14 protein-coding genes are annotated in these 21,906 nt (G+C 49.5%); 2 read left to right on the forward strand and 12 right to left on the reverse strand.

The window, feature by feature from the left end:
* Positions 1-14: 14 nt before the first annotated feature.
* The 11 genes from DFP95_RS10800 to DFP95_RS10850 form a co-directional block, all read right to left on the reverse strand.
* The gene (locus tag DFP95_RS10800) at positions 15-440 is read right to left on the reverse strand and encodes a stage V sporulation protein AB (RefSeq protein ID WP_115992636.1); all 426 of its coding nucleotides are present in this window, start codon (positions 438-440) and stop codon (positions 15-17) included.
* Positions 433-1,083 carry a stage V sporulation protein AA gene (locus DFP95_RS10805; RefSeq protein WP_245987550.1) on the reverse strand — a complete coding sequence of 217 codons (651 nt, stop codon included), beginning with the start codon at positions 1,081-1,083 and terminating at the stop codon, positions 433-435. Before DFP95_RS10805 ends, DFP95_RS10800 begins: the two co-directional genes overlap by 8 nt.
* Before the next feature lie 123 nt (positions 1,084-1,206).
* Positions 1,207-1,965 (reverse strand): RNA polymerase sporulation sigma factor SigF, encoded by a 759-nt coding sequence (sigF, locus tag DFP95_RS10810; RefSeq protein WP_115992637.1) that lies wholly within the window; start codon positions 1,963-1,965, stop codon positions 1,207-1,209.
* Between the two features lie 25 nt (positions 1,966-1,990).
* The gene (spoIIAB, locus tag DFP95_RS10815) at positions 1,991-2,437 is read right to left on the reverse strand and encodes an anti-sigma F factor (RefSeq protein ID WP_115992638.1); all 447 of its coding nucleotides are present in this window, start codon (positions 2,435-2,437) and stop codon (positions 1,991-1,993) included.
* Positions 2,434-2,787, reverse strand: coding sequence for an anti-sigma F factor antagonist (gene spoIIAA, locus DFP95_RS10820; RefSeq protein WP_115992909.1), 354 nt, complete (start codon positions 2,785-2,787; stop codon positions 2,434-2,436). The genes spoIIAB and spoIIAA overlap by 4 nt, the downstream gene beginning before the upstream one ends.
* A gap of 190 nt (positions 2,788-2,977) precedes the next feature.
* A complete protein-coding gene (locus DFP95_RS10825; protein ID WP_245987596.1) occupies positions 2,978-4,108 on the reverse strand; it encodes a D-alanyl-D-alanine carboxypeptidase family protein in 1,131 nt (376 codons plus the stop codon).
* A gap of 239 nt (positions 4,109-4,347) precedes the next feature.
* Entirely contained in the window at positions 4,348-5,418 is a 1,071-nt protein-coding gene (locus DFP95_RS10830) for a glycosyl hydrolase family 18 protein (protein WP_245987551.1), read from the reverse strand.
* A 27-nt stretch (positions 5,419-5,445) separates the two neighbouring features.
* A complete protein-coding gene (locus DFP95_RS10835; protein ID WP_115992639.1) occupies positions 5,446-7,218 on the reverse strand; it encodes a polysaccharide deacetylase family protein in 1,773 nt (590 codons plus the stop codon).
* A gap of 40 nt (positions 7,219-7,258) precedes the next feature.
* Positions 7,259-9,130 carry a glycosyltransferase family 2 protein gene (locus tag DFP95_RS10840; RefSeq protein WP_115992640.1) on the reverse strand — a complete coding sequence of 624 codons (1,872 nt, stop codon included), beginning with the start codon at positions 9,128-9,130 and terminating at the stop codon, positions 7,259-7,261.
* Between the two features lie 25 nt (positions 9,131-9,155).
* On the reverse strand, positions 9,156-10,469 hold the full coding sequence (locus DFP95_RS10845; protein WP_115992641.1) for a nucleotide sugar dehydrogenase: 1,314 nt from the start codon (positions 10,467-10,469) through the stop codon (positions 9,156-9,158).
* Positions 10,470-10,497: 28 nt separating this feature from the next.
* Positions 10,498-11,952 carry a polysaccharide deacetylase family protein gene (locus DFP95_RS10850; protein WP_115992642.1) on the reverse strand — a complete coding sequence of 485 codons (1,455 nt, stop codon included), beginning with the start codon at positions 11,950-11,952 and terminating at the stop codon, positions 10,498-10,500.
* A gap of 346 nt (positions 11,953-12,298) precedes the next feature.
* Here DFP95_RS10850 and DFP95_RS10855 point away from each other — a divergent pair, with 346 nt between their 5' ends.
* Together DFP95_RS10855 and DFP95_RS10860 are read left to right on the forward strand one after the other, a co-directional pair.
* On the forward strand, positions 12,299-12,973 hold the full coding sequence (locus DFP95_RS10855) for a class D sortase (protein WP_245987553.1): 675 nt from the start codon (positions 12,299-12,301) through the stop codon (positions 12,971-12,973).
* A 14-nt stretch (positions 12,974-12,987) separates the two neighbouring features.
* The gene (locus tag DFP95_RS10860) at positions 12,988-20,922 is read left to right on the forward strand and encodes an SdrD B-like domain-containing protein (protein WP_181907351.1); all 7,935 of its coding nucleotides are present in this window, start codon (positions 12,988-12,990) and stop codon (positions 20,920-20,922) included.
* A 138-nt stretch (positions 20,923-21,060) separates the two neighbouring features.
* Here the strand turns inward: DFP95_RS10860 and DFP95_RS10865 are convergent, their stop codons facing one another.
* The gene (locus DFP95_RS10865; protein ID WP_115992644.1) at positions 21,061-21,888 is read right to left on the reverse strand and encodes a purine-nucleoside phosphorylase; all 828 of its coding nucleotides are present in this window, start codon (positions 21,886-21,888) and stop codon (positions 21,061-21,063) included.
* Positions 21,889-21,906 lie beyond the last annotated feature (18 nt).

Genomic DNA, 21,906 nt, shown 5'->3' on the forward strand with positions numbered 1-21,906 from the left:
CATCGTCACGCTCCTTAAGGATGCAGCCATAACCAATCGACTACGGAACCCGTTACTTTACCGAGTACCATCGCCATTAGCAACGACAATATAAAAGGCTTAAGCTTAAATCTTCTGGTAATGATCGGAATGACGTTTAGCACCTCGGTTAGCGCGGCCGCGAACATCCCCACGAACAAGCCTTGGAATATGGCCGGAATCAGTAATAGACCTGCGGGGAATGCATACGTCCAATCGAACAGATCCGCGCAGCTCCAATATAACGCGCCTAACAAAATGCCCGATTCGAACACGGCGGATCGTCGGTATGCTCTTGTAATTTGTACCAGCCGAGGAATAAGATCCAACACGATCAACAAGGCGACGAAGGCGCTCCCGACCGCGAAGCCCCCGGCTAATCCGATGACGCCGAGCATAATGCCCTGCCCGAGTTCAGCCACCGTCGTTACCCGCCTGGTCCTCGTGTTTTTTCCGGTATTCTTCCGTAATGACGTAATGGTTCACGTTTTCCTGGTACATGAACATTTCCACCTCGAGGGGATTTGGCTCGTCGTTAAGCCGCTTGCGCAGCAAACGGTTAAAAAAAAGCAGCATTCCCATGCCGACGCCTATCGAGTAAGGGATTTGAAAGAGCCACGGATGCGAGCCCGTACGACCGGTTACCAGTTGCGTGATCCGATGCTGCACGGCCGGCATGTTGACGTCGGCGTGGAAATTCATCATCGCCATCCCCGAGCCGAAGAAAAGCAGCAACCAGGCGAGTACAAGGATGACGATCCGCGGCTTCACTTCGCCCGCGGGCGAAATTTCCAGAAGGACGTGAGGTTCCCCGAACGTCTCGATAATCATCCCGGGTTCCGCTTCCCGAATGGCCTTGACGACCTGGAGCATGTCTATCAACAACAGATTTCCGTCCTTCTCGTTGATCAGATGGAGCGGCAGCCGCTTCAGTCGTTGCTGAAGATGATTTTCCGTCACCAACCTCGCTACGTCGCCAAGCGTGACGACGGACTTGGGGCGAACGACGGCTCTGCGGCGCATCCGCACGTACACGACTTTAGACTCCGCGTTCGAGAGCTCCACCAGTTCCTCCCTCCTTTGGCTGCATTCGGCTTAGTATGAGATTTAATCGTCCGATATAGTCGGATAATAAGTAAAAAGGCATGCTTCTCGTCGATCGAGAAGCATGCCTTATCGCGATTCCGTTTATTGGGCGATCTGGTCTTTAATGTTCTGCAGGATCTTTTTCTCCAAACGGCTGACTTGCACCTGTGAAATGCCGAGCCTTCCCGCGACTTCAGATTGCGTCTGGTCGCGGAAGTAGCGAAGGTACACAATAAGGCGCTCCCGGTCGTTCAAGGCCTGAATCGCTTCAGTCAAAGCAAGCTTGTCGAACCAGCGCTCTTGCGATTCGTCGGCGATCTGATCCATTAGCGTTATCGGATCCCCGTCATTCTCGAATACCGTTTCGTGTATGGACGCCGGCGGTTTATTCGCCTCTTGGGCGAAGACGATCTCCTCCGGGGTGACGCCGATTTCTTCAGCGACCTCGCTGATCGTAGGCGCGCGCCCGTTTCTCTTCGATAGCTCGTCTTTGACCTTGCGAACCCGGTTGGCCATTTCCTTGAGCGAACGGCTGACTTTGAGCGTACCGTCGTCTCTCAGGAATCTTTGAATTTCTCCGATGATCATCGGAACCGCATAGGTGGAAAACTTAACGTCATAAGAAAGGTCGAATTTATCGACCGACTTGAGCAATCCGATACAGCCGATTTGAAACAGGTCGTCGCTATCGTAACCTCTATTAGAAAACCGCTGAACGACCGACCAAACTAGACGGATATTGCTATTCACGAGCGTATCCCGCGCGGTCGTATCTCCGGATTGACTAAGCGCGATAAGGCGCTTCACTTCACTGTCATCCAAGTATGCCGGCGGAGACGAACGTTTCCATTCTGAGTCCATGCCTCCAACCCCTGCCGCACGGTTATTAATTAAACAGCGCTTTTTTCGATTCGATCCGTTTTTTCATCCTAAGGGACGTTCCGCTTTTCTCCGAGCTTACGACGTCGAATTCGTCCATGAAATTTTCCATGATCGTGAAACCCATGCCCGAGCGTTCCAACTCCGGCCGCGAAGTAAACAAGGGCTGGCGCGCAAGCTCCAGATCCTCGATGCCTTTCCCCTGGTCGCCAATGGATATGAGCACCGTATCGCCGTCAATCTCCGCTTCTACGGTGACAATGCCCTCGACGCTCCCGTTATAGCCGTGAATAATCGCGTTCGTAACCGCTTCGGATACGACCGTCTTGATCTCGTCCAATTGCTCCATCGTCGGATCCAGTTGACTGACGAATGCGGCGACGGCAATTCTAGCAAAAGCTTCATTCTCGGAACGGCTGGCGAAAGACAGCTTCATATGATTGTGCCCGCTCATGATACGACCTCCAGACTGGCAACTGCCGAACGTTCGGTGTCGTAGAAAGATAGAATCTTGAACAACCCGGACAATTCGAACAATCGTTTCACACTAGCCTGCGTGTCGCAGACGACCATTTTGCCTCCTCGGCTTTTGACGAGCTTGTAACGCCCAAGAATGACGCCAAGACCCGAGCTGTCCATGAAGATCAGGTCCTTTAAACTCAGCACGACATGGTCGCACCTGCCTCTTAAAATCGCATCCTCCATCTTAAACCGGACGATGTCCGCCGTGTGGTGATCCAATTCTCCTCTCAGACGGACAATCAATACATTGCGGTGCTGCTCCAGCTCGACCTGTAAGCTCATGCCCATTTCCCCTTCCCCTAAGTACGCGGCGCAGCCACTCGCCATCGCCAGTAAGCTGCATCGTCACCAATTCTACGGATGGCTCTCCCATTCCTGCCCCCCGACAAAACTAGAAGTAACGTCGCTTTTTTCGACATAACACGGCAAAGAGGCGGTGACGCAAAGCCCGTCAAACCGCCCTTTATCGCCATTAATCCGCTAGAAACAATTGTCCCGTCGTTCTCTTGAGCAACGTCCACCAGCCTGCCCTGCCGACCGCCATAGGCGATTCGACCGGAAATTCCGTAACGACGTCGTTTCCGCGATAAACGATCAGCTTCCCGATTGGTTGTCCGATTTCAATCGGAGCCTTCACGTTTCCGTCAAGCACCAGCTCGTGCCGGATGCCTTTACCCGCATCGCCTTTCTTCAACAGAATGCTGTAAGAACGCTTGGCGGTCAACGGAACCTGTCCGACTTTACCCTTCTCTACCGAAAGCGTTCCGATCGGATCGCCTTTCTTGTAGATCGGTACGTTCGTGTACTGCGCGAACGCGTAATCGAACAGATGGGACACTTCGGCATTGCGAGTCTTCGTATTAGGTTCCCCCATGACGACGGCGATCAATCGAAGGTTATCCCTGCGGGCGGTAGCGGACAAACAAAATTTCGCTTCGCTGGTAAATCCGGTTTTCAAACCGTCGGCGCCGCTATAAAATCGCACGAGCTTATTCGTATTGACGAGCCAGAAGGGTTTCGGACTGTCTTTGCGTAAATAATCCTGGTAGAGCCCCGTGTATTTCGTGATTCCTTCGTATTTAAGCAGTTCTCGCGACATGATCGCGATGTCGTGCGCCGAAGATACGTGACCTTCCGCGGGAAGTCCGTTACAGTTCATGAACTTCGTATTTTTCATCCCTAATTGCTCGGCTTTCTCGTTCATCATGGCGACGAATTGCTGCTCGCTTCCGCCAAGCTTCTCCGCCATAGCCACGGAAGCGTCGTTGCCGGATGCCAGAGCGATGCCTTTAAGCATCTCCTCGACCGACATTTCCTCCCCGGGCTCCAGGAAAATCTGCGATCCGCCCATCGACGCGGCGTATTCGCTCGCCTGCACCTTGTCCGTCAACTTAAGTCGGCCCTCGTCGAGCGCTTCCATGACCAGCAGCATCGTCATGATCTTCGTGATGCTCGCCGGCGGCATGGCGACGTTGCTGTTCTTCTGGTAAATAACCGTGCCGCTGTCCGCATCCATCAGTATCGCGGATTTAGCGCTGGCGGCCATATCGGTCATTTTGTTGCCCGGCGTCGGTTCTTTGGCAGAAACGACGGTTGGAACCATTAACGTAACTGCCACGAAACATGCCAGCATCCAAGCGAATGAGCGAAACCTCGTTACCTGCCTGTCTTTACAGTCCAAAAGTGGCTCCCCCTCCTGCGGCCGAATGACGGCCTAGGTTTATTCTTCCCTTTAGTTTGTCCCTCCGGGATGAAAAATATTCCAAAGCGGCTCGACTTGGAGAATGTCGACCTGCTTTGGAATATAGGATTGCCTTATTGAAGGCATGTTATCGTATCGCTTCATAATACGGCCAGCGTATCCCGGCTTAATTCGCCTAATCTCCATATCGCGATTCGGGTATATCCGGCTTGGCTTGCCGTTTCGATCCATTGACTTAACGTTTCATCGTCTGCATACCAAACGGTATGCTCTATCCCATTATCGTCGATATAATCGAAAAAGACGCTTCCGCTCCCTGAATCCCGCTTAGGGGATACGGAACTTAGCCGCGATAGCTCGACGGCTCGTTGCTCCGTAATTCCGGTTGCTTCCCCGGTTTCCGAGACCCAATCGAATCCTCCCGTCGACAGAGCGACGTAGGGATCGCCGGGCAGACTATTCATTCTTGCGGTTAATTTCTTAATGAAGTTATGGTCCGCCTTAGGGCCGGGCCCGCTGTGGTTACCGAATAAGTTGTACGCCATCATCACGTATGCCGGTCCTTCCGGCAGACGCAAGCTTTCGATCGGAGCACGAGGCTCGAGCACGACCCTCATCGTTCTTCCCGATGGATTCAGCCTCTCGCACAAAGACGAGATAAAGTCGACGACATTCTCCCAATCGACGTCTGCTATCTTTTCATAGTCGATCTCAACGCCATGGAAACCGTATGCATCCATTGTCGTCACGATATCTTCGATGTGTTTCGTACGGCTCTCTTCCGTAGCCATAAGTCTGCTTATAATGTCCGAATCCTTCTGAATCTCGGAGCCGTCCGAATATAAGATGTCATTCACGAGTGTGAGATAGATTTCGGCGTCGCCGTTCATTCTCATCGCCTTGACTATTTCCGGCAGCCCTTCCCGCGCTTCTTCCGTAAAGAAGAGCCTGTCCCGATCATCGAAGTAAGCCGAGAACACCTGGAGGCTGTCCAGCTTCCGCGCGACAGCTTTAAGATCGGTCAGCCCGGACTCCCAATGCCAATCCGCTATCCACGCGGAGATCCGTCGTTCCTTCTCGGGCACCTTCGCCACGGTTGCTTGAGCCTCGTTTGAAGTCTCTCTCCTGATCAGATAGAGCAAGACAACCGCGACAACAAAGGCAATCGTAATCGCGAACAAGGCAACGAAACGCTTTCTATCCGTGTCCAACCGAATTCCAACTCCTTTCTTGAAGATTCAGAACGTATCGATCATCCAATCGATCGTAGAATCGAAGGCATTTTTGACTCGGCTAACGATCTTGTCGAGTCCCTCGAAGCTATTTTGATACAGAACGGTATTGCGTTCCCCATCCGTCCTTATAGATTCGATGCGAATATCATCGAAAACTCCATCATAAATATCGTCTTTATGGTTCATTTCGCTGAATCCGGACTCAAGGGCTACCCCGCCTGCGTTAATGCTACTGTCGATCTGACGTTCTTCTAGCTGAAGCTCTCCGTCGACTTTGATCGTTAATGCGTTTCCTGTGACGGTTACGCCAAGTTCTCTAGTATTCTTAACGTTGGTCGGGTAGTCGACTTCCGATTGATTCTCGGAATTTCCTGATGCCGTTTGTTCAATCGAATATACCGTTGCTTTATTCAAGGCCAGATCGCTTTCCTTCCAATCGACCTCCCCTAACTTGCGAGTGAATAATCTCGTCGCGACCCGACCGGGACGTTTCTCGTCGACGATGAGCTCGTTATCTATAAGGCTAACCCGCAAATAGGAATCTTTGTTACGATCGAATCGAACGTATACGGACTGCTTGCCGATTACGTTTCCGGATAAATTTGCGGTTAGGGTCATATCTGTATAAGCATCGCTTGGATCGAGATACATCATTCCGTTGCCGGACGGCAACGAAGTGAGAGCGATCCGATTATCGATGAATTGCGCGGCTCCGCTGATGACTCTCCAATCCTTGGCTCTTTCCTTGTCCCCGATTACGAACTTCATCGCTTGTCCGGTATCTTTCCGCAACTTCATCAACAAGTGGTTAGTATACCAGTAAGGCGCAGGCTGAACTCGAGTCAGATCGAACGGATCGGCTCCCGCCTCGTTAAATGCCGTTCCCTCGCGATTGTAATGTAGCTTGAAGATTTGCTTTATATTCGCGTTGTTCGCATCCGATACCAGCCGGTTCATCCCTTCGTTCAATGCATTGGCATGCATGATCATATAGACGTTCGGGACGAAGCCTAGTTTATCGTCGTATATCGTTCTCATTGCCTTGTAATCGGTACCGATACGGGTTTCCATCTCGGCTCTGTCTTCTACGGGAATCATATTCTCATCCCTAATAAAATCCATTAAATAGTGGTTGTAGTATTCGACTTTATCCTTGTTATGTAAATCGTTCTCGTCCTTCATTCCGAGGAAAGTCCCGTCGCGATTGAAGATGTTGATATAGGACAGGCGATAACCGTTGCTGCCCATCTCCCAATAGCCGGTTTTCATCATTTTACGCATATCGCCAGGCTGCAGAAACTTCCTGTCTCCGCTCCCTACCTTATCGGCGTAGGAGAGAAACGTAGCTTTGTAGTTATACTTCTCGAGCAACGGCTGGGCATATAGGCTGGAATCGTTGCGCCCATCCTCGAAGGACAGGAAAAGCGCCTTATCGGGCAAAGCGGTCCCGTTATGATAGAAGTTCAAGATGTCTTGCTGGGAAACCGTTTCGTAGCCTTGATCCTTTAGCGCTTGTAATTGCTGGTCAAGCTGGCTCTTGTCGATCAATTTCGGAGTGCCCGTTCGGCTGACTCCGAAATAGGATAACGCGATGAAGCCTTGGCGGTTCGACCATTCCTTTTCGTCCGGCATCCTGTAGCTCTCGGTATCGACCAACACATGGAACAACGAGTAACCTACGACCATAAGCAGGGCAAGCTGCAACAGCGTTTTGTAGATTTTTCTGCGATTTTTCTTGCGATAGTCAAGGGCAGAATTCCTTCTGTGCATTCCCATTTCTGCCACACCTCATCCTATAAGACTTTATCGATATAAATTAGAACGGCAGTCCTATTCTATTTTTGTTTTTTCGTTTCCTGGCTTCCTTCTTGTTCCTCGCTTCGATATCTTGCGGAGTTTCCCTAGTTCCCCACGTCGACTTCCAGAAGGTCACCCATGCCACGGGCATCTGCCAGAGCAGAACAAGTTCGTAGAATATGCAAAAAACAAGTCCGAATATCCATAGCTTGCTCTTGCGGAACAACAAATGGGCTAGGCTCATGAGCAGCGCCATCATCAATAAACCCATTAAGAACGTCCCCGGAAAAACTTGATGAACGATGGGAACGTAGAACAGATTGTATAAGACGATTACCGGCGCAGCGATGGGTACTACAAGACCGATATAGAAAAACAGCGCCATGAACGGCTCTTTCCGCCATATAAACAGTCCCGCGCGCAGAGACTCCCTTAACCAAGACCGCTTCCATCTCATTTGCTGCTTCAGGAATACATTCATGTCCGAAGGTACGATCGTCGAACAAATCGCCGCGTCCTGATAGGCCGTCCTGTGGGTTCTTAAAATAAAATTCGTCATGCTGCGGTCATCCCCGAAGGTTGCGGGTTGTCCCAGGAACTTCTGAGTAAGCCATGCTTCCTTATGCTTAAGAATCAGTTCTTTGCGATAACAGGATAATGGTCCGGACAAGCAGGTCACGCTATCGAACCAAGATTCGGCTGCCTTCATGATCCGGAAGGCGATATAATAGCGTACCGTCTGCAGCTTGGTTACGGAATTCGTGTATTTATTTTCCACGTCCGTTCGGCCGGCGACCCCGCCCATTCGAGGATCTTGAAATGGCTGAACGAGATGCTTGATCGCAGTGGGATCGAGAAAGCTATCGGAATCCACGAATACGACTAAATCGTGCTTCGCCATCTCCACTCCTTTCACTAATGCGACTCGCTTACCACCGTTCTCCGCAAGCACGTGCATTTTCAGCCTTTCTTTGGTTGCAAAACGCTCCGCTTCGTTGTGGACCATCGCGATCACTTGTTGGATTCGCGCTACGGAATTATCCGTTGAACGATCATCGACGACAATAACCTCTAGTTTATCGACTGGATAATCTTGATTCACGCAGCTTAGGATCGTTCTATGAATCCACTGCTCTTCGTTGAAACAAGGAATAATAATCGTTACTCCCGGCGAATAGTCGGGATTGATCCGTACGTCCCTGTATAATGCGCCGAACAGATATCTCGTCAGCAGAAAGGCGGCTGCGGTCAAGCTGTATAAATACAAGATAAAGTCGTACTTAAAGTAAATAATGCTCTCGGCGCGCATGAGCATGATGAAGCAAACGGCAAAGAACAACAATCCGCTGGCCGTATAAACCGAATACCCCCATCGTTTACGTTGAAAATACTCCGTTAGCGGCTTAACGAATTCGAATGCCAGCATCAGCTTCTCCGTTCCGTCGTGCTCGCGGGTAAACTGCCTTACGGCGATGGCATGGGTATTCACGGCGAGCTCGAATCCTTCGGGCATCGTGCCCGGAGGAATGTTGAACCTGATGTTAAGCTTATCTCCCGCCTTGAAGCGATCAATGGCAGGATCCAAAGCGACCAGCAAGCCCGTCGAAGAGATATCAACGGCCTTCCCCTTGATGCCGGACTTCTTCTTATGCCCCTCGGATACGAGAAGCACATCGAAATCCGCTACGTATCGAAGGCTGAGCAATCGCAGCCTGTTCAGATAATCGGCATCTTTCTCCCCGCCGTCGCCCTCATCCGTCTTGATTCCTCTACGATCGGCAGTAGTCCTTATGTTTTCGGGATCGGGCACGTTGGACAGCGTTCGCCTATCCTCCCGCGGTAGGGTCAACACCTCTACGATTTTTTTCTCTTTCTTGAGGAACATCGGCATTGCCTCCAATCCTTGTTGCCGTTAATCATAGACGCCAGTAGTGGTATCCGTTGCTTAAGTATTCCGATTTGTTATAAATCCCTTTAATGTCAACCAAGATCTTGGATTGGCCGGTTTCGTATAATGCATCGAAATCATGGATGTTCATTTCCTTGAATCCGGAGTGCGGCACGGCCATGACAACGACGTTGAGATTGTTCATATCGGACATGGAAGTAAGCTCGATCCCATACTCTTCGTAAACTTGATGCCTGTCCACTAGCGGGTCTGCCACAAGAGGAACAATGCCATATTCCGTTAACTCATTTATGATATCCGTTACTTTCGTGTTACGTATGTCGGAGCTATCCTCTTTATACGAGAACCCTAGAAAACCTATTCTAGCCCGATTGATATCTTGCTTTTGTTTAACCAGAAGTTTAATGATGCTTTGCGCGATATATTTGCCCATCCCGTCGTTGACATGTCTTCCCGCCAAAATAATGCGAGAATGATACCCCGTATCCTCCGCTTTGTAAGTTAAGTAATACGGATCGATGCCGATACAATGTCCTCCGACTAGGCCGGGAGTGAAGTTCATGAAATTCCATTTGGTTCCCGCCGCTTCAAGAACGGCTTTCGTATCGATATCCATAGCGTTGAACAGCATGGATAATTCGTTCATGAACGCGATGTTGATATCTCGCTGAGCGTTCTCGATGACCTTGGCCGCTTCAGCCACTTTAATATTCTCTGCTTTGAACACGCCCGCCTCGATAATCAGTTCATACACTTTAGCTACGGTATCCAACGTCTCGTCATCCATGCCCGATACGATCTTGACGATATTCTCGAGCCGATGAATTTTATCCCCCGGATTAATCCTCTCCGGCGAGTACGCGACTTTGAAATCTTCGCCGCATTTCAAACCCGATTCTTCTTCTAGAATAGGAACGCATATATCTTCCGTTACTCCCGGATATACGGTAGATTCGTAGACGACGATCGAGCCCTTGCTCAGCTTCTTCGCGACCAGCCTGCTCGCTTTCTCGACGAATTGAAGGTCGGGCACGTTCCCGCTCTGAATCGGAGTAGGCACGGCGACGACGAAGAAACGGGATTGCTCGAGCAATCGCTCATCGTTGGTAAAAGTAACGGTGCTATTGCGAATTGCCGCATTCCCGACATCTCCCGTGGAGTCGATTCCATTCAGATAACCCGCTATCCTCGACCCGCTAACGTCAAAGCCGATTACATCTGCTTTTCTTGCAAAAGCAATAGCCAAAGGCAAACCTACGTAACCTAGACCGATTACGGCTATGCTATCTTGTCTGTCCACGATGCTACTATAAAGTCCCATGCCTATTTCTCCCGTCTCCATGCGCTAACTATGAACCTATCAAATCCGCCATTTTCACGAAGGTATAACCTTGCTTCTTTAAACGTTCTATTGCGATAGGCAATGCTTCTATCGTATGAATGTCATCCAACATATGCAGCAGAATGACGCTTCCGTTCTGGGTTTGCTCTAGTACGCTGTTAACGATATCTTCGGCGCTATTATTCGAATCCCAATCGAAGGTAGTCACGTCGTACAGGGCAATATCGGGATATCCGATAGCGGAGATTGCTTTAGCCGTTCGATCGTCGATCTCGCCCGTCGGCGGTCTAAACAACATCGTCGGTTGCTGCTGAATCGCTTCCGTAATAACCTGATGAGCCTTCACTACGTCTTCCTGCAGTTGGGTCGGCGTTAAAGTCGTAACGACTGGATGGCTGTAAGAGTGGTTAGCCACGTCGTGACCTTCTTCGATCATCGCTCTTGCTAGATTGGGATTCGCTTCCACCCCTTTGGCGCGGAGGAAGAAAGTTGCTTTTACATCGTATAAGGCCAAGATATCCAGAATTTTGGTAACGGTGTAATCCGTTCCCCAATCGTCGAACGTTAGCGCGATTTCCTTCTTATTCGTCTCTTTATCGTAGATCAGCTTATACTCGGAGTTCTCGAAATCCGGATTTACTTTGGCTGCGTCGTAGCCTTTTATTTGGTCTAAAGGCTTCTTCGTGCTCCCATGTTCGATTAGTTCGTCTAGCGAAATAAACTTATAGCCGATATCGTTCGCCGCTTGGGCGAAAATGGAAATGGACTCGACTACATTAAAGTTTTCTTCCGCATCGATATTTATAATGCCGCCACGATTTATATATTTTCTTACGTATTCGCTTTTTTCTTCATCGCTTTCGCCTTGCCAGTTATGAAGGAACAACGAGTAGACGACTACCGCTTCCAATCCGTTATGGGCGGCCGCTAGTCGGACGTCATCGTTGTAATCTCCCGACTTTGTCCTCAAGTAACGAGGAGTAACTCCCGTTTCCTTGCGAATAACTTCGTTGCTTAATCGAATTTCATTGTACGCTTGTTCATAGCTTAACTTCGTCATATCCAATCGGTTCAACGTATTGTTCTCGATTTCATGTCCCCTTGAGAGGATTGCCTTAGCAATACCGGGTTCTTCCGCCACTCTCATACCCGGAACGAAGAAAGTTGCCTTTATTCGGTATGTATCGAGCTGATCCAAAATTCGATTCATCGTATCTTTATCGCCTAATCCGCTGAAAGTAAGCGAAAGCTCCTTCCTTGCGGTATATGTAGTCGAGATTACAGGACTTTTCGCTCCCGTATACCGTACGATTGTTTGATCGGAGCCTCCGATTTCATTGGTTTCCCCAGAAGCTTCTCTTCCGCCGGACCATTCGCAACCGCAAATCAAACCTAATACGATGAAGATATAGATAAATTTAAGAGGGTATAATCGGCTCCATGCGACTTCCTTGTTTTGCATCCTTCTTCCCCTTCTATTTGCCGAATTTTGTCTAGTTCAATAGTTGTATAATAATCAGGGTCTTATTTACTATGAAAGACATTGTTTTATAATACTAATGAACTATTTTTCTTACAAGTGCCACTAATTGTAACAATCAAAACTGAACATTTTCTAAACTTAGCAGTCTTTTCTAGCACATAAACCAGGGTTTCTTCAAAATGAAGCCTTGGTTTATTATGTAAATTCACTTAACTATTGATTGATAGGTATTTAGATCTATCATTTCAGAACTTGTACAGTTCTAAAACTTATTATAGAAGGGATGATTGCTTAGCTTTCGACAAAAGGAGGATGATGATGCGGATTGGATCAAAAACGGATAAAAAAGTCTACTAGCCGCGCAGTTGTAACCACTTTATTATGGCTGACTCTTCTGATCGGAATCGGATTGATCGCGTATCCCAGAATCGATGCCAGGATTCAACAAAATAAGCAAGAGGATTTACTTACCCAATGGAGCGACAAAATTCGCTTTCGATCGAACGATCCTCCTTCGGCAAACGCCGAATCATTGCTTCAAACCCCGAATGCCGCATCCGTAAATCTCCCGATATGGAAGGAAGTTGATGGATTTCAATTGCTAGGTTCGGTTCGCATCGACTCTATTGAATTGAACGAGCCGATCGTTCGCGGAGCAGATGCGAAGTCCCTTAAGCAAGGTGCAGGCTCGGTCGTCGAGGATCGATTGCCCGGACAAGCCGGCAATTTCGTTCTTGCGGGCCATCGAAGCTGGACGTTCGGCCGTCACTTTAACCGGCTAGGCGAGCTTAAACCCGGCGACGAGATCGATATCGATACGTCCGCAGGACTTTATCGGTATTCGATAACGGAGACGACGCTCGTTCTTCCGGAGGATTTGTCCGTCTTGGACAACAACGCGGGGGATGACTCGGTATTGACGCTTATTACGTGCCATCCCAAACGAAACCCGACTCACCGCATGATTATCAAGGCAACGCTTATCAAAAACGAACATTAGGAGAAATGAAAAGAATGAAAATCTTTAAATCCACCTTGGCCGTCTTATTGGTCATCGCTTTACTATGGAACATGAATTGGCTTCCGAAGCCTGAAGTAAGGGCAGATAGTGATCCGGTATCCAACGGCCTTACTCTTACTATGTCTTCGGACGTCTCGTCCGTTCCGTCGGGTAAAGCCTTTACTTACGATATTAAATTCAGCTTTTCGAGCCTGGTTGGCGTGGATTTCGGCAAGCTTAAACTCGTCCTCCCGCTACCTGCCGGCGTCGAGTACAGAGGTTATGTCTCTCTACCAATCATTTCAGGTGAAACGCAAGTTGGGAACCAATTGATTTATACGCTTGACGCTGCTCAACTACAGGCTGACGGCCCCGGCAGTTCCTATACGTTTCAAGTGAATGCGCGGTATATGCCTTACGTGACCTTGGATGGAACATCGACTACGACTGCCGCTAAATTCGTAAACGATAACTCAGGCGTTTTGACGGACGTAGAGTCATCCAACGATGTGACGGTAACCGCTACCGCCGCCTCCCATTGGCAATTAACTAAGGAAAAAATTTCGCCTCACCCTACCCCCATTGCGGGTGGAGACGTCGAGTACGAAATCTTCTTCAACAATTTGGATTCAGATAGCGAGATCGGCAATCTAAACATAGAGAACGTAAAAATAACGGATTTTCTGCCAGATGATTCTGTATTCGTCTCTGCCAGTGCAGGCGGCAACTATGATTCGGTTTCCCACACCGTGTACTGGACGGATGCCGGCCCTACTCGCAGTGATTCCAGATATTACGTCAAGTTGAATTTCCCGACGACTCCCTTCAATACGTATACTTGTGTCTCGTCGGACCCTTGCGTAACCAATACCGCGACGGCGGATTTCAATCCGATCGGGAAAGCGCCAGTGCTTCTTAACGATTCGGTTGTTCATGGATTCCAGTCGTTACCCGTCGACGATGGACTTGGCGGTGTATTCTATAAGAATAGAGATCCTCGCAAATACGAAATCTCTCCGGGACAGGACGTCACTTTTTACGTAGGCGGTTTTCATAACTATTCGAATGGCGATTTAACAAATGCCAGCTTTACGGATATGACGCCGAGATTAGATACGAATGGAATCGCTGTTGACTTTAATTTAAAAACCCTCAAAACCGCCAGATTCAGAGATGTTCCCGGTGGGAGTTATAAAGTCCTATATACGACTGATTCTACTGGGACGGTATGGGATGAATGGACGGATGTCGACAGCACAACTACATCGACACTTGCAGTAAGCGATTTGCTTATTGCCAAAGGCTTAGCACCTACGTCGGTTATTTATGGAGTCAAGTTTGAGTTCCCTGGCTCGCTTCCGATATCTTTCAAGCAGGATTCGGAAATCGAATTGACTTATAAACTCAGCGGCTCCGTTATCAACGGGCACCATGTTATTAATACGGCGAGAGTCGATTACACATTTGACGCCGTTAGTAAATTCTTTACGGATGACGCAGATGTTTACTTATGGGGTAACCGTCCGCTCGTTAGACTAGAAAAGACGCGCGCGGGTGGGGCTAACTACTCGCCAGAGCAAGTGATCGACTTTGAAATCAAGGTATCCAACACGGATTTGTCCAGCGACGATTTCTACAGTCCGATCGTGATGGACGTGCTCCCTCCTTCATTAACTTTCGATCCTGCTTCCGTACTGTATAGCAACGCTAACTTTTCGGATATAAGTACAATATTGACTCCGACGACTAGCACGCTAGTTAGCGGAGCTACATTGATTAAATGGGCTTTTCCTAACACTACGAAAATGGGCATAAATTCCTCGTTTACTATCAAATACAAAGCAACGGTTAATAAATTTGCAGTTCCCTCCAGTTATATTAACTATGCTGAACTAACGACGAACTCGGCTTCGACGCCTTACTTCAATGATTATTGGTTCGACTTGAAGGACGATAACGGGGATCTGGACGGAAACGGCACTACGGATACCGGAGTTGGCCCCGATCACGACGGCGACGGTAGCAACGTAGACAAAGTGATTCGAAGCTCGGCGCAATTTACGGTGAACGAAGTCGCGGCTCTCGGTTCTTTCAAACGGGTTCGCGGAGAATTAGATACGAATTGGAAAGTCGGACAGTACCCAGTAGGTTGGAATTCGAGTCTTCCTGATCCACTGGGAAATACGGTGGCTGGTGGACGCGTCGATTATAAATTGACCGTCTACAATAAAGGAAACGTTCCTTTGGATAAAATCGAGCTCGTAGACGTGTTGCCGCGTATCGGAGATGAAGGCGCCCTTCTCGATGGTCGCGGAACGACTTGGAATACGGTGCTTACCGATCCGGTCGCATCGACTGCAGAGTATACGGTCCACTACAGCACGGATGAACACCCGAAAATGAACAATCCGTCAACAACGTGGTCGACGACGCCGCCTGCGGACCTAACTACCGTTACCGGTTTAAAGTTCGTATTCGATCCGGCGCTAATCCTCGCTCCAGATCAAAAACGCGAAATAACATGGTCCATGAAAGCGCCGGTCGGGACGCCTCAACAGCAAATCGCTTGGAACTCTTTCGGTCAACAAGCCTCCAAAGTGGGAGGGTCCGCATTGAATCCAGCCGAGCCGCCGAAAGTTGGTATTCATATTAATCCGGACCAAGGATTGTCGCTCGGCAATTACGTATGGGTCGATTTGGATAAAGACGGAATTCAAGACGAGGACTTGACCAAATGGGGCGTAAACGGGGTCATTGTGGAATTAATGCAAGCGGACGGAACTTCTCCGTTTACTAAATCCTTTCAAGACGACATGGCGACGGTGAATATCCCTGTAAAAACGGTCACCGGCGATGATACGAACGGGAAGCCCGGTTATTATGTATTTCCGAACCTTATGGCAGGAACATATAAGGTAAGATTTACGCTACCCGCCTCTTCTCCCGAGAAATATGAGTATAGCTATGGTACGAATAGCGCCAACAAGTTCTTAGGTTGGACCAAAAAGGGACAAGGAAGCGATCCGGCCTTGGATTCCAATGTAGGTTTGCCTGGATCATCTGACCCGAGCGTTACCGTGGTTTCCGATCTGATTACCCTTAGCGCTACGGATTTGACGATCGATGCCGGCCTCTATCCGCCGCTTGGCGCGATCGGCGATTACGTGTTCCACGATCTCGATGGGGACGGAATTAACGACGTAGGAACAGATACTCCTATTAATAACGTTACGGTAAAATTGTTAGACGAGAATGACGTCGTATTAGACACGACCACGACCAACGCATCCGGATGGTACGAATTCGCTAGTCTTTTACCTGGAAAATACAAAGTCGAATTTCCTCAAAAAGTCGGAACGGAAATTCTGACTTTCCCGGGAAAAGGAACTCCGACGACGGATTCGAATCCAAGTGCAAATGGCATTACGCCTGAAATCGATCTTCAACTTGGCGAAATCAATCATACGATCGACGCGGGTTACGTTAAGCCGGTAACAATAGGCGATATCGTGTGGGAAGACGTCGACGGAAGCGGAACGCAGAACGGTGTCGAAACCGGGGTTGCTGGCGTCAAAGTCGAGCTTCTGAATACTTCCGACAATCCGGTTAAAAACCCTGATGGCACTAATCGGGTAATTACGACGGTAGCGGACGGTTTATACTTGTTCGACGATCTTTTGCCGGGAACGTACAAAGTACGATTCAGCACGTTACCAACAGGCTATGGTTTTACTAGAAAAGGCGTTGGTACCGCGGCTGTCGATTCCAACGTAAACCGTACAACCAATTTGTCTGCCGGCATTCAAACGACCGGTAGCACGGATAATATTACTTCGGTGACTCATCCGGGCGATATTGATATTACGATCGATGCCGGTATCGTCAAGCTGATATCGTTGGGCGATTTCGTCTGGATGGACAAAGACCTCAACGGCATTCAAGACGGTAGCGAGAGCGGAGTAAACGGCGTCAAAGTGAATCTTTATTACGATGATGATTCTGCTTCCGCCATCTACCGTACATCAACGACGCCGACCAATGGATCTTATCGCTTCGATCATTTGTATCCGGGGAAATACACCGTGGAATTCGAAAGAGGAAACGGATATGTGTTTACGATCAAGGGAGACGGAACCTCGCCTACGGCGGATTCCAAAGTTAACGTACCCTCCCCTTCCGTAACGAAAGCGAAGACGGATCAAATCACTCTCTTAAACGTAGATAATCTCAATTTGGATGCGGGACTTATCCAACTCGCTTCTATCGGAGATCAGATCTGGCTTGACGAAAACGATGACGGCAAGCAGGACCTTACTGAAGATCCCGTTAGCGGAGTTCTCGTAGAACTGTTGGACAGCTTAGGCGATCCCGTTGTTGATGCTTACGGCAATGCCGTAAGTTCAATTACAACGCCGGTTAACGGCAAATATTTATTTAGCAACTTACTACCCTTTGACGCTTTAAATGCGGATACGACTACTTATAAAGTAAAGTTCACTATCCCAACTAACTTTTGGTTCGCTAAATCCAAACAAGGATCGGACAATGTGATAGATTCCGATGCCGTTCAAGTCGGTACGACTAAAGTCGGTTACTCGGCCGAACTTGAGCTTGAGTCGGGGGAACATAACGCCGATGTCGATGCCGGCGTGCTGACTCTCGCTTCCTTAGGCGACTTCGTTTGGGTAGACTTGAACGGCGATGGCGTACAAGATGCCGGAGAACCAGGCAAGCCTGGCATTAAAGTGGAGTTATATAAAGCGGACGGCGTGACGCCAGTCACCGAAGATGCCTATGGCAACACAATTTTTCCTAAGCTAACAGATGCGGATGGGGAATATGAGTTCGTGAATTTGAAAGCAGGCACTTACCGGGTTAAGTTCTCGGATCTTCCGGCTTTGTACGAATTTACGAACAATGGCTCAGGTACGGCTGCAACGGATTCGGACGCGGACGACTCCATCGACGACAGGATGGATCCTGACTACGGGTTGACGCCAACCGTCACGCTGGCATGGGCAGAACAGAATCATAGTCTAGATGCCGGAATCGTTACTCGAATCGAGATAGGAGACTTCGTTTGGAAAGACCTCGACGCGGATGGCGTACAAGATTCAGGTGAAGACGGTATTGGCGGAATCGTCGTGAATCTGCGCGATGCAGCGCCGGGAAATCCCATTCTAATGACGACTACGACAGCGGCTTCGGACGGCTCTTATTTATTCGAACACTTATGGCCGGGCGATTTCATCGTCGAATTCGTATTGCCTGCCGGCGGCGAATATATTTTCTCTACGAAGGATGTCGGTGGAAATACTCCAGTAACCGATGATGTGGATTCGGATGCCGACTCTTCAACCGGTTATACCGCTCCAATTACTTTGGTATCCGGCGATAAAATTTATAAATACGACGCTGGTCTTATCAACCTCGTCTCCGTAGGCGACACCCTGTGGAACGATAGCAACAATAACGGCAAACAAGACGGAACGGAAACGGGTTTTGCAGGCGTAACCGTGCATTTGTTGGACAACAGCGGCAATCCGATCTTAGACGGCGTTACTCCGGTAACCGCTACTACGGACACAAATGGTAAGTACTTATTCAATAAACTCGATCCGGGAACGTACAAAGTCAAATTCGATCTTCCGTCGGGCTACATGTTCTCGCACAGATATGCGACGACATCCGGCGACGATTCGAACGTAGATACGACGACGGGCATTACGGATTCCATCGCGCTCCCTCCGTTCACTCACGATATGACGGTCGATGCCGGTATCGTGAAGCTCGCCGAACTCGGCGACCGCGTATGGATGGATCAGAACTTGAACGGAATTCAAGACGTCGGCGAAAACGGCGTTGCAGGAGTAACGGTATATTTGTTGGATACTTCCAGCGTACAGTTGCTGACAACGACGACGGACACGAACGGCAATTACGTGTTCCCGCTTCTCGTTCCTAACACTTACAAGGTGAAATTCGAGCTTCCTGGCAGCGGTCGCTACGTTTTCGCGACCCAAGGCGCAGGTACGGATCCAGCGTTAAATTCCGATGCGGACACGACTGCAGGAGCGACGCTTGGAGTGACGGATTCAATCTCTCTGGCGCCAGGAGAAGTTAATCACGCTATCGACGGCGGATTAGTCGAGTTGGTTAACCTAGGCGACACGCTGTGGATCGACTCGAACACGATCGGCCTGCAAGACGGAGAAACGGCTAATATCGTCGTTTCTAACGTTAAAGTTCGCTTAATGAAGGAAGACGGAATCACGCCGGTTCAAAGCGGCGGCGCCGATATCGAGACCTTCACGGATGCCAATGGGAACTATGAGTTTACTAACCTGTATCCTGGTAAATATCGCGTCAAATTCGACCTTCCAGCAGGTCATCTGTTTACAAGAGGTCTTCTGACGGGCGCCACGTTCACTACGGCTAACGATTCCAATGTCGACTCGAACGGGTTGACCGACGTTGTTACTTTAGTATCCGGAGTAAACGATAATTCCGTTGATGCCGGCATCGTGCTTCCAGCCTCGCTCGGAAATCGAGTTTGGGAAGATATCAATCAGAATGGTGTCCAAGATCCGGGTGAGCTAGGCAAAAACGGAGTGAAAGTCGATCTCATTGACGCAAGCGGTACCGTTGTGGCCACGACGATTACGGCCGATCAAGCGGGAGAAGCCGGTTACTACTCCTTCACGGGCTTGCTTCCGGGCGTTGAGGTCTACAAAGTGAAGTTCACCGTGCCATCGGGTTACATGTTTACGCTTAAAGGGGCAGGATCGAGCACCGCGCTTGATTCCGACGCCGGCTTGGACGGAAGCACCGTACTCGTATCCCTTCAAGCCGGTCAGAACGATATCGATTGGGATGCGGGCATCCATTTGATCCCTGCGGTAGTTCCCGTAGATCTTGGAAACTACGTTTGGATCGATAAAAATGCCGACGGCATTCAGGATGCAAGCGAAACCGGCTTGAACGGCGTAACCGTCGAACTGTACAACTCCCTTGGAGTCATCATTTCGTCTACGTTAACCGGGAATGATGATTTAGGTAAGCCAGGATATTACTTGTTCGAAAATTTAATTCCAAGTCCTTATTCGGTCAAGTTCGTCACGCCTGACGGCTTCGTCCTTTCGCCTCAATCCGCCGGCACTGACCCGAGCAAAGATTCCGATGCCAACAAGGACGGACTAAGCCCGGTTGTCGTACTTCTGGCAGGCGTGAATAACCTGACGATCGACGCAGGTTTCGTGCCTCTCGCTTCCATCGGTAATTACGTATGGATAGACGAGAACAAGAACGGAATTCAAAACGCAACCGAATTAGGTCAAAATGGAATCGCCGTGACGTTATATGATGAATCCGGAGCGCTCCTCTCTTCCACTCTTACGGATAACGGAAGCAACGGCAAACCCGGATACTATGAATTCAACCACTTGAAGCCAGGCAAATATTCGGTCAAGTTCGAGCTTCCCGTAGGTTACGAGTTCACTAAAGCTCGCGCAGGAAGCAGCTCCGCATTGGATTCCAATGCTTCGACTAACGGAACAACGGAACAAATCACTTTGCTTCCCGGCGAGAACAATCTGACGATCGATGCCGGCTTATCCCTCCTCGGGAAGGAAGAACCAGCTGAAGAAACCGAAGACCCTGGGAATGAGAATACCGGAACGGGTAGCGGAACCGGCACTGGAAGCGGAACCGGTACGGGCAACGGCAACACCAAGCCCGACAATGACTCCGGTGATGGGCAATCCGGAACCGCCCAAGGCGGCGATTCGGGAGACTCCGGATCCGGCAAGGGCAACAACGGCACGAATGCACTTCCGCAAACTGGCGAATCCATGCCGATTACCCCTATCGTCGGTTATGCATTGACGATTACGGCAATCGGAATACTGACCGCTCGCTGGTACATCAGAAGAAGGCAACTGAAGCAATAACGTTCTTAGCATAACTTGAACCCTCCAATCCCTTGCGATTGGAGGGTTTTTGGTTACCTGAGCAGACGGGATATCGTGAAAGGGTATAAAAAAAAGAGCGGCACCCAAGGTGCACGCTCCGTTCCGTCATTACCGCAATTACATCTTAGGAATCACGGTTAATACGAGAGATAAGAACTGTTCTTTCACAAGCTCGGTCGTTTCCATAACCTCTTCGTGGGAGAGAGGTTGATCAAGAATTCCCGCGGCCATGTTGCTGATGCAGGATATCCCGAGCACCTCGATGCCGGAATGCCTTGCCACGATAACCTCCGACACGGTGGACATTCCGACCGCGTCTATCCCGAGAGTACGAAGCATGCGAATCTCTGCCGGGGTTTCGTAGTTCGGGCCAAGCAAGCCCACGTACACGCCTTCTTGCACCGAGAATCCAAGCTCCGCGGCGGTTTCCTTCGCAATCGCGCGAAGCCTGCGGCTGTATGCGTCGGACATGTCCGGGAATCGAACGCCGAGCGCGTTATCGTTCGGTCCGACCAGCGGATTCTTGCCCGTCAGGTTAATATGATCGGATATAAGCATCAGATTTCCCGGCTTATAACTAAGATTAACTCCTCCCGCCGCATTCGTAACGAGTAACTTAGTTACTCCTAACGCCTTCATAACGCGAACAGGCAACGCAGTGCGTTCCGGTTCGTACCCTTCGTACATGTGGAAGCGGCCGCGCATAAGCACGACGCTTCGGCCTTGCAGCTTGCCGATCAGCAATTCTCCGGCATGGCCTTCGACCGTAGAAACGGGGAAATGCGGGATATCCTCGTAAGGAATAGTGACCGCATCCTCCAATTCATCCCCGAGTACCCCTAATCCTGAACCTAGAATGAGGCCGATTTCCGGTCGTACTTCCGTAGTTGAACGGATAAACGCGGCCGCTTCTTCAATAATCGCTTTCGATGTCACGTGAGCCATGCTAATCTCTCCTCTGCC

It is taken from the genome of Cohnella lupini, from assembly GCF_003386205.1.
Lineage (GTDB): Bacteria > Bacillota > Bacilli > Paenibacillales > Paenibacillaceae > Cohnella > Cohnella lupini.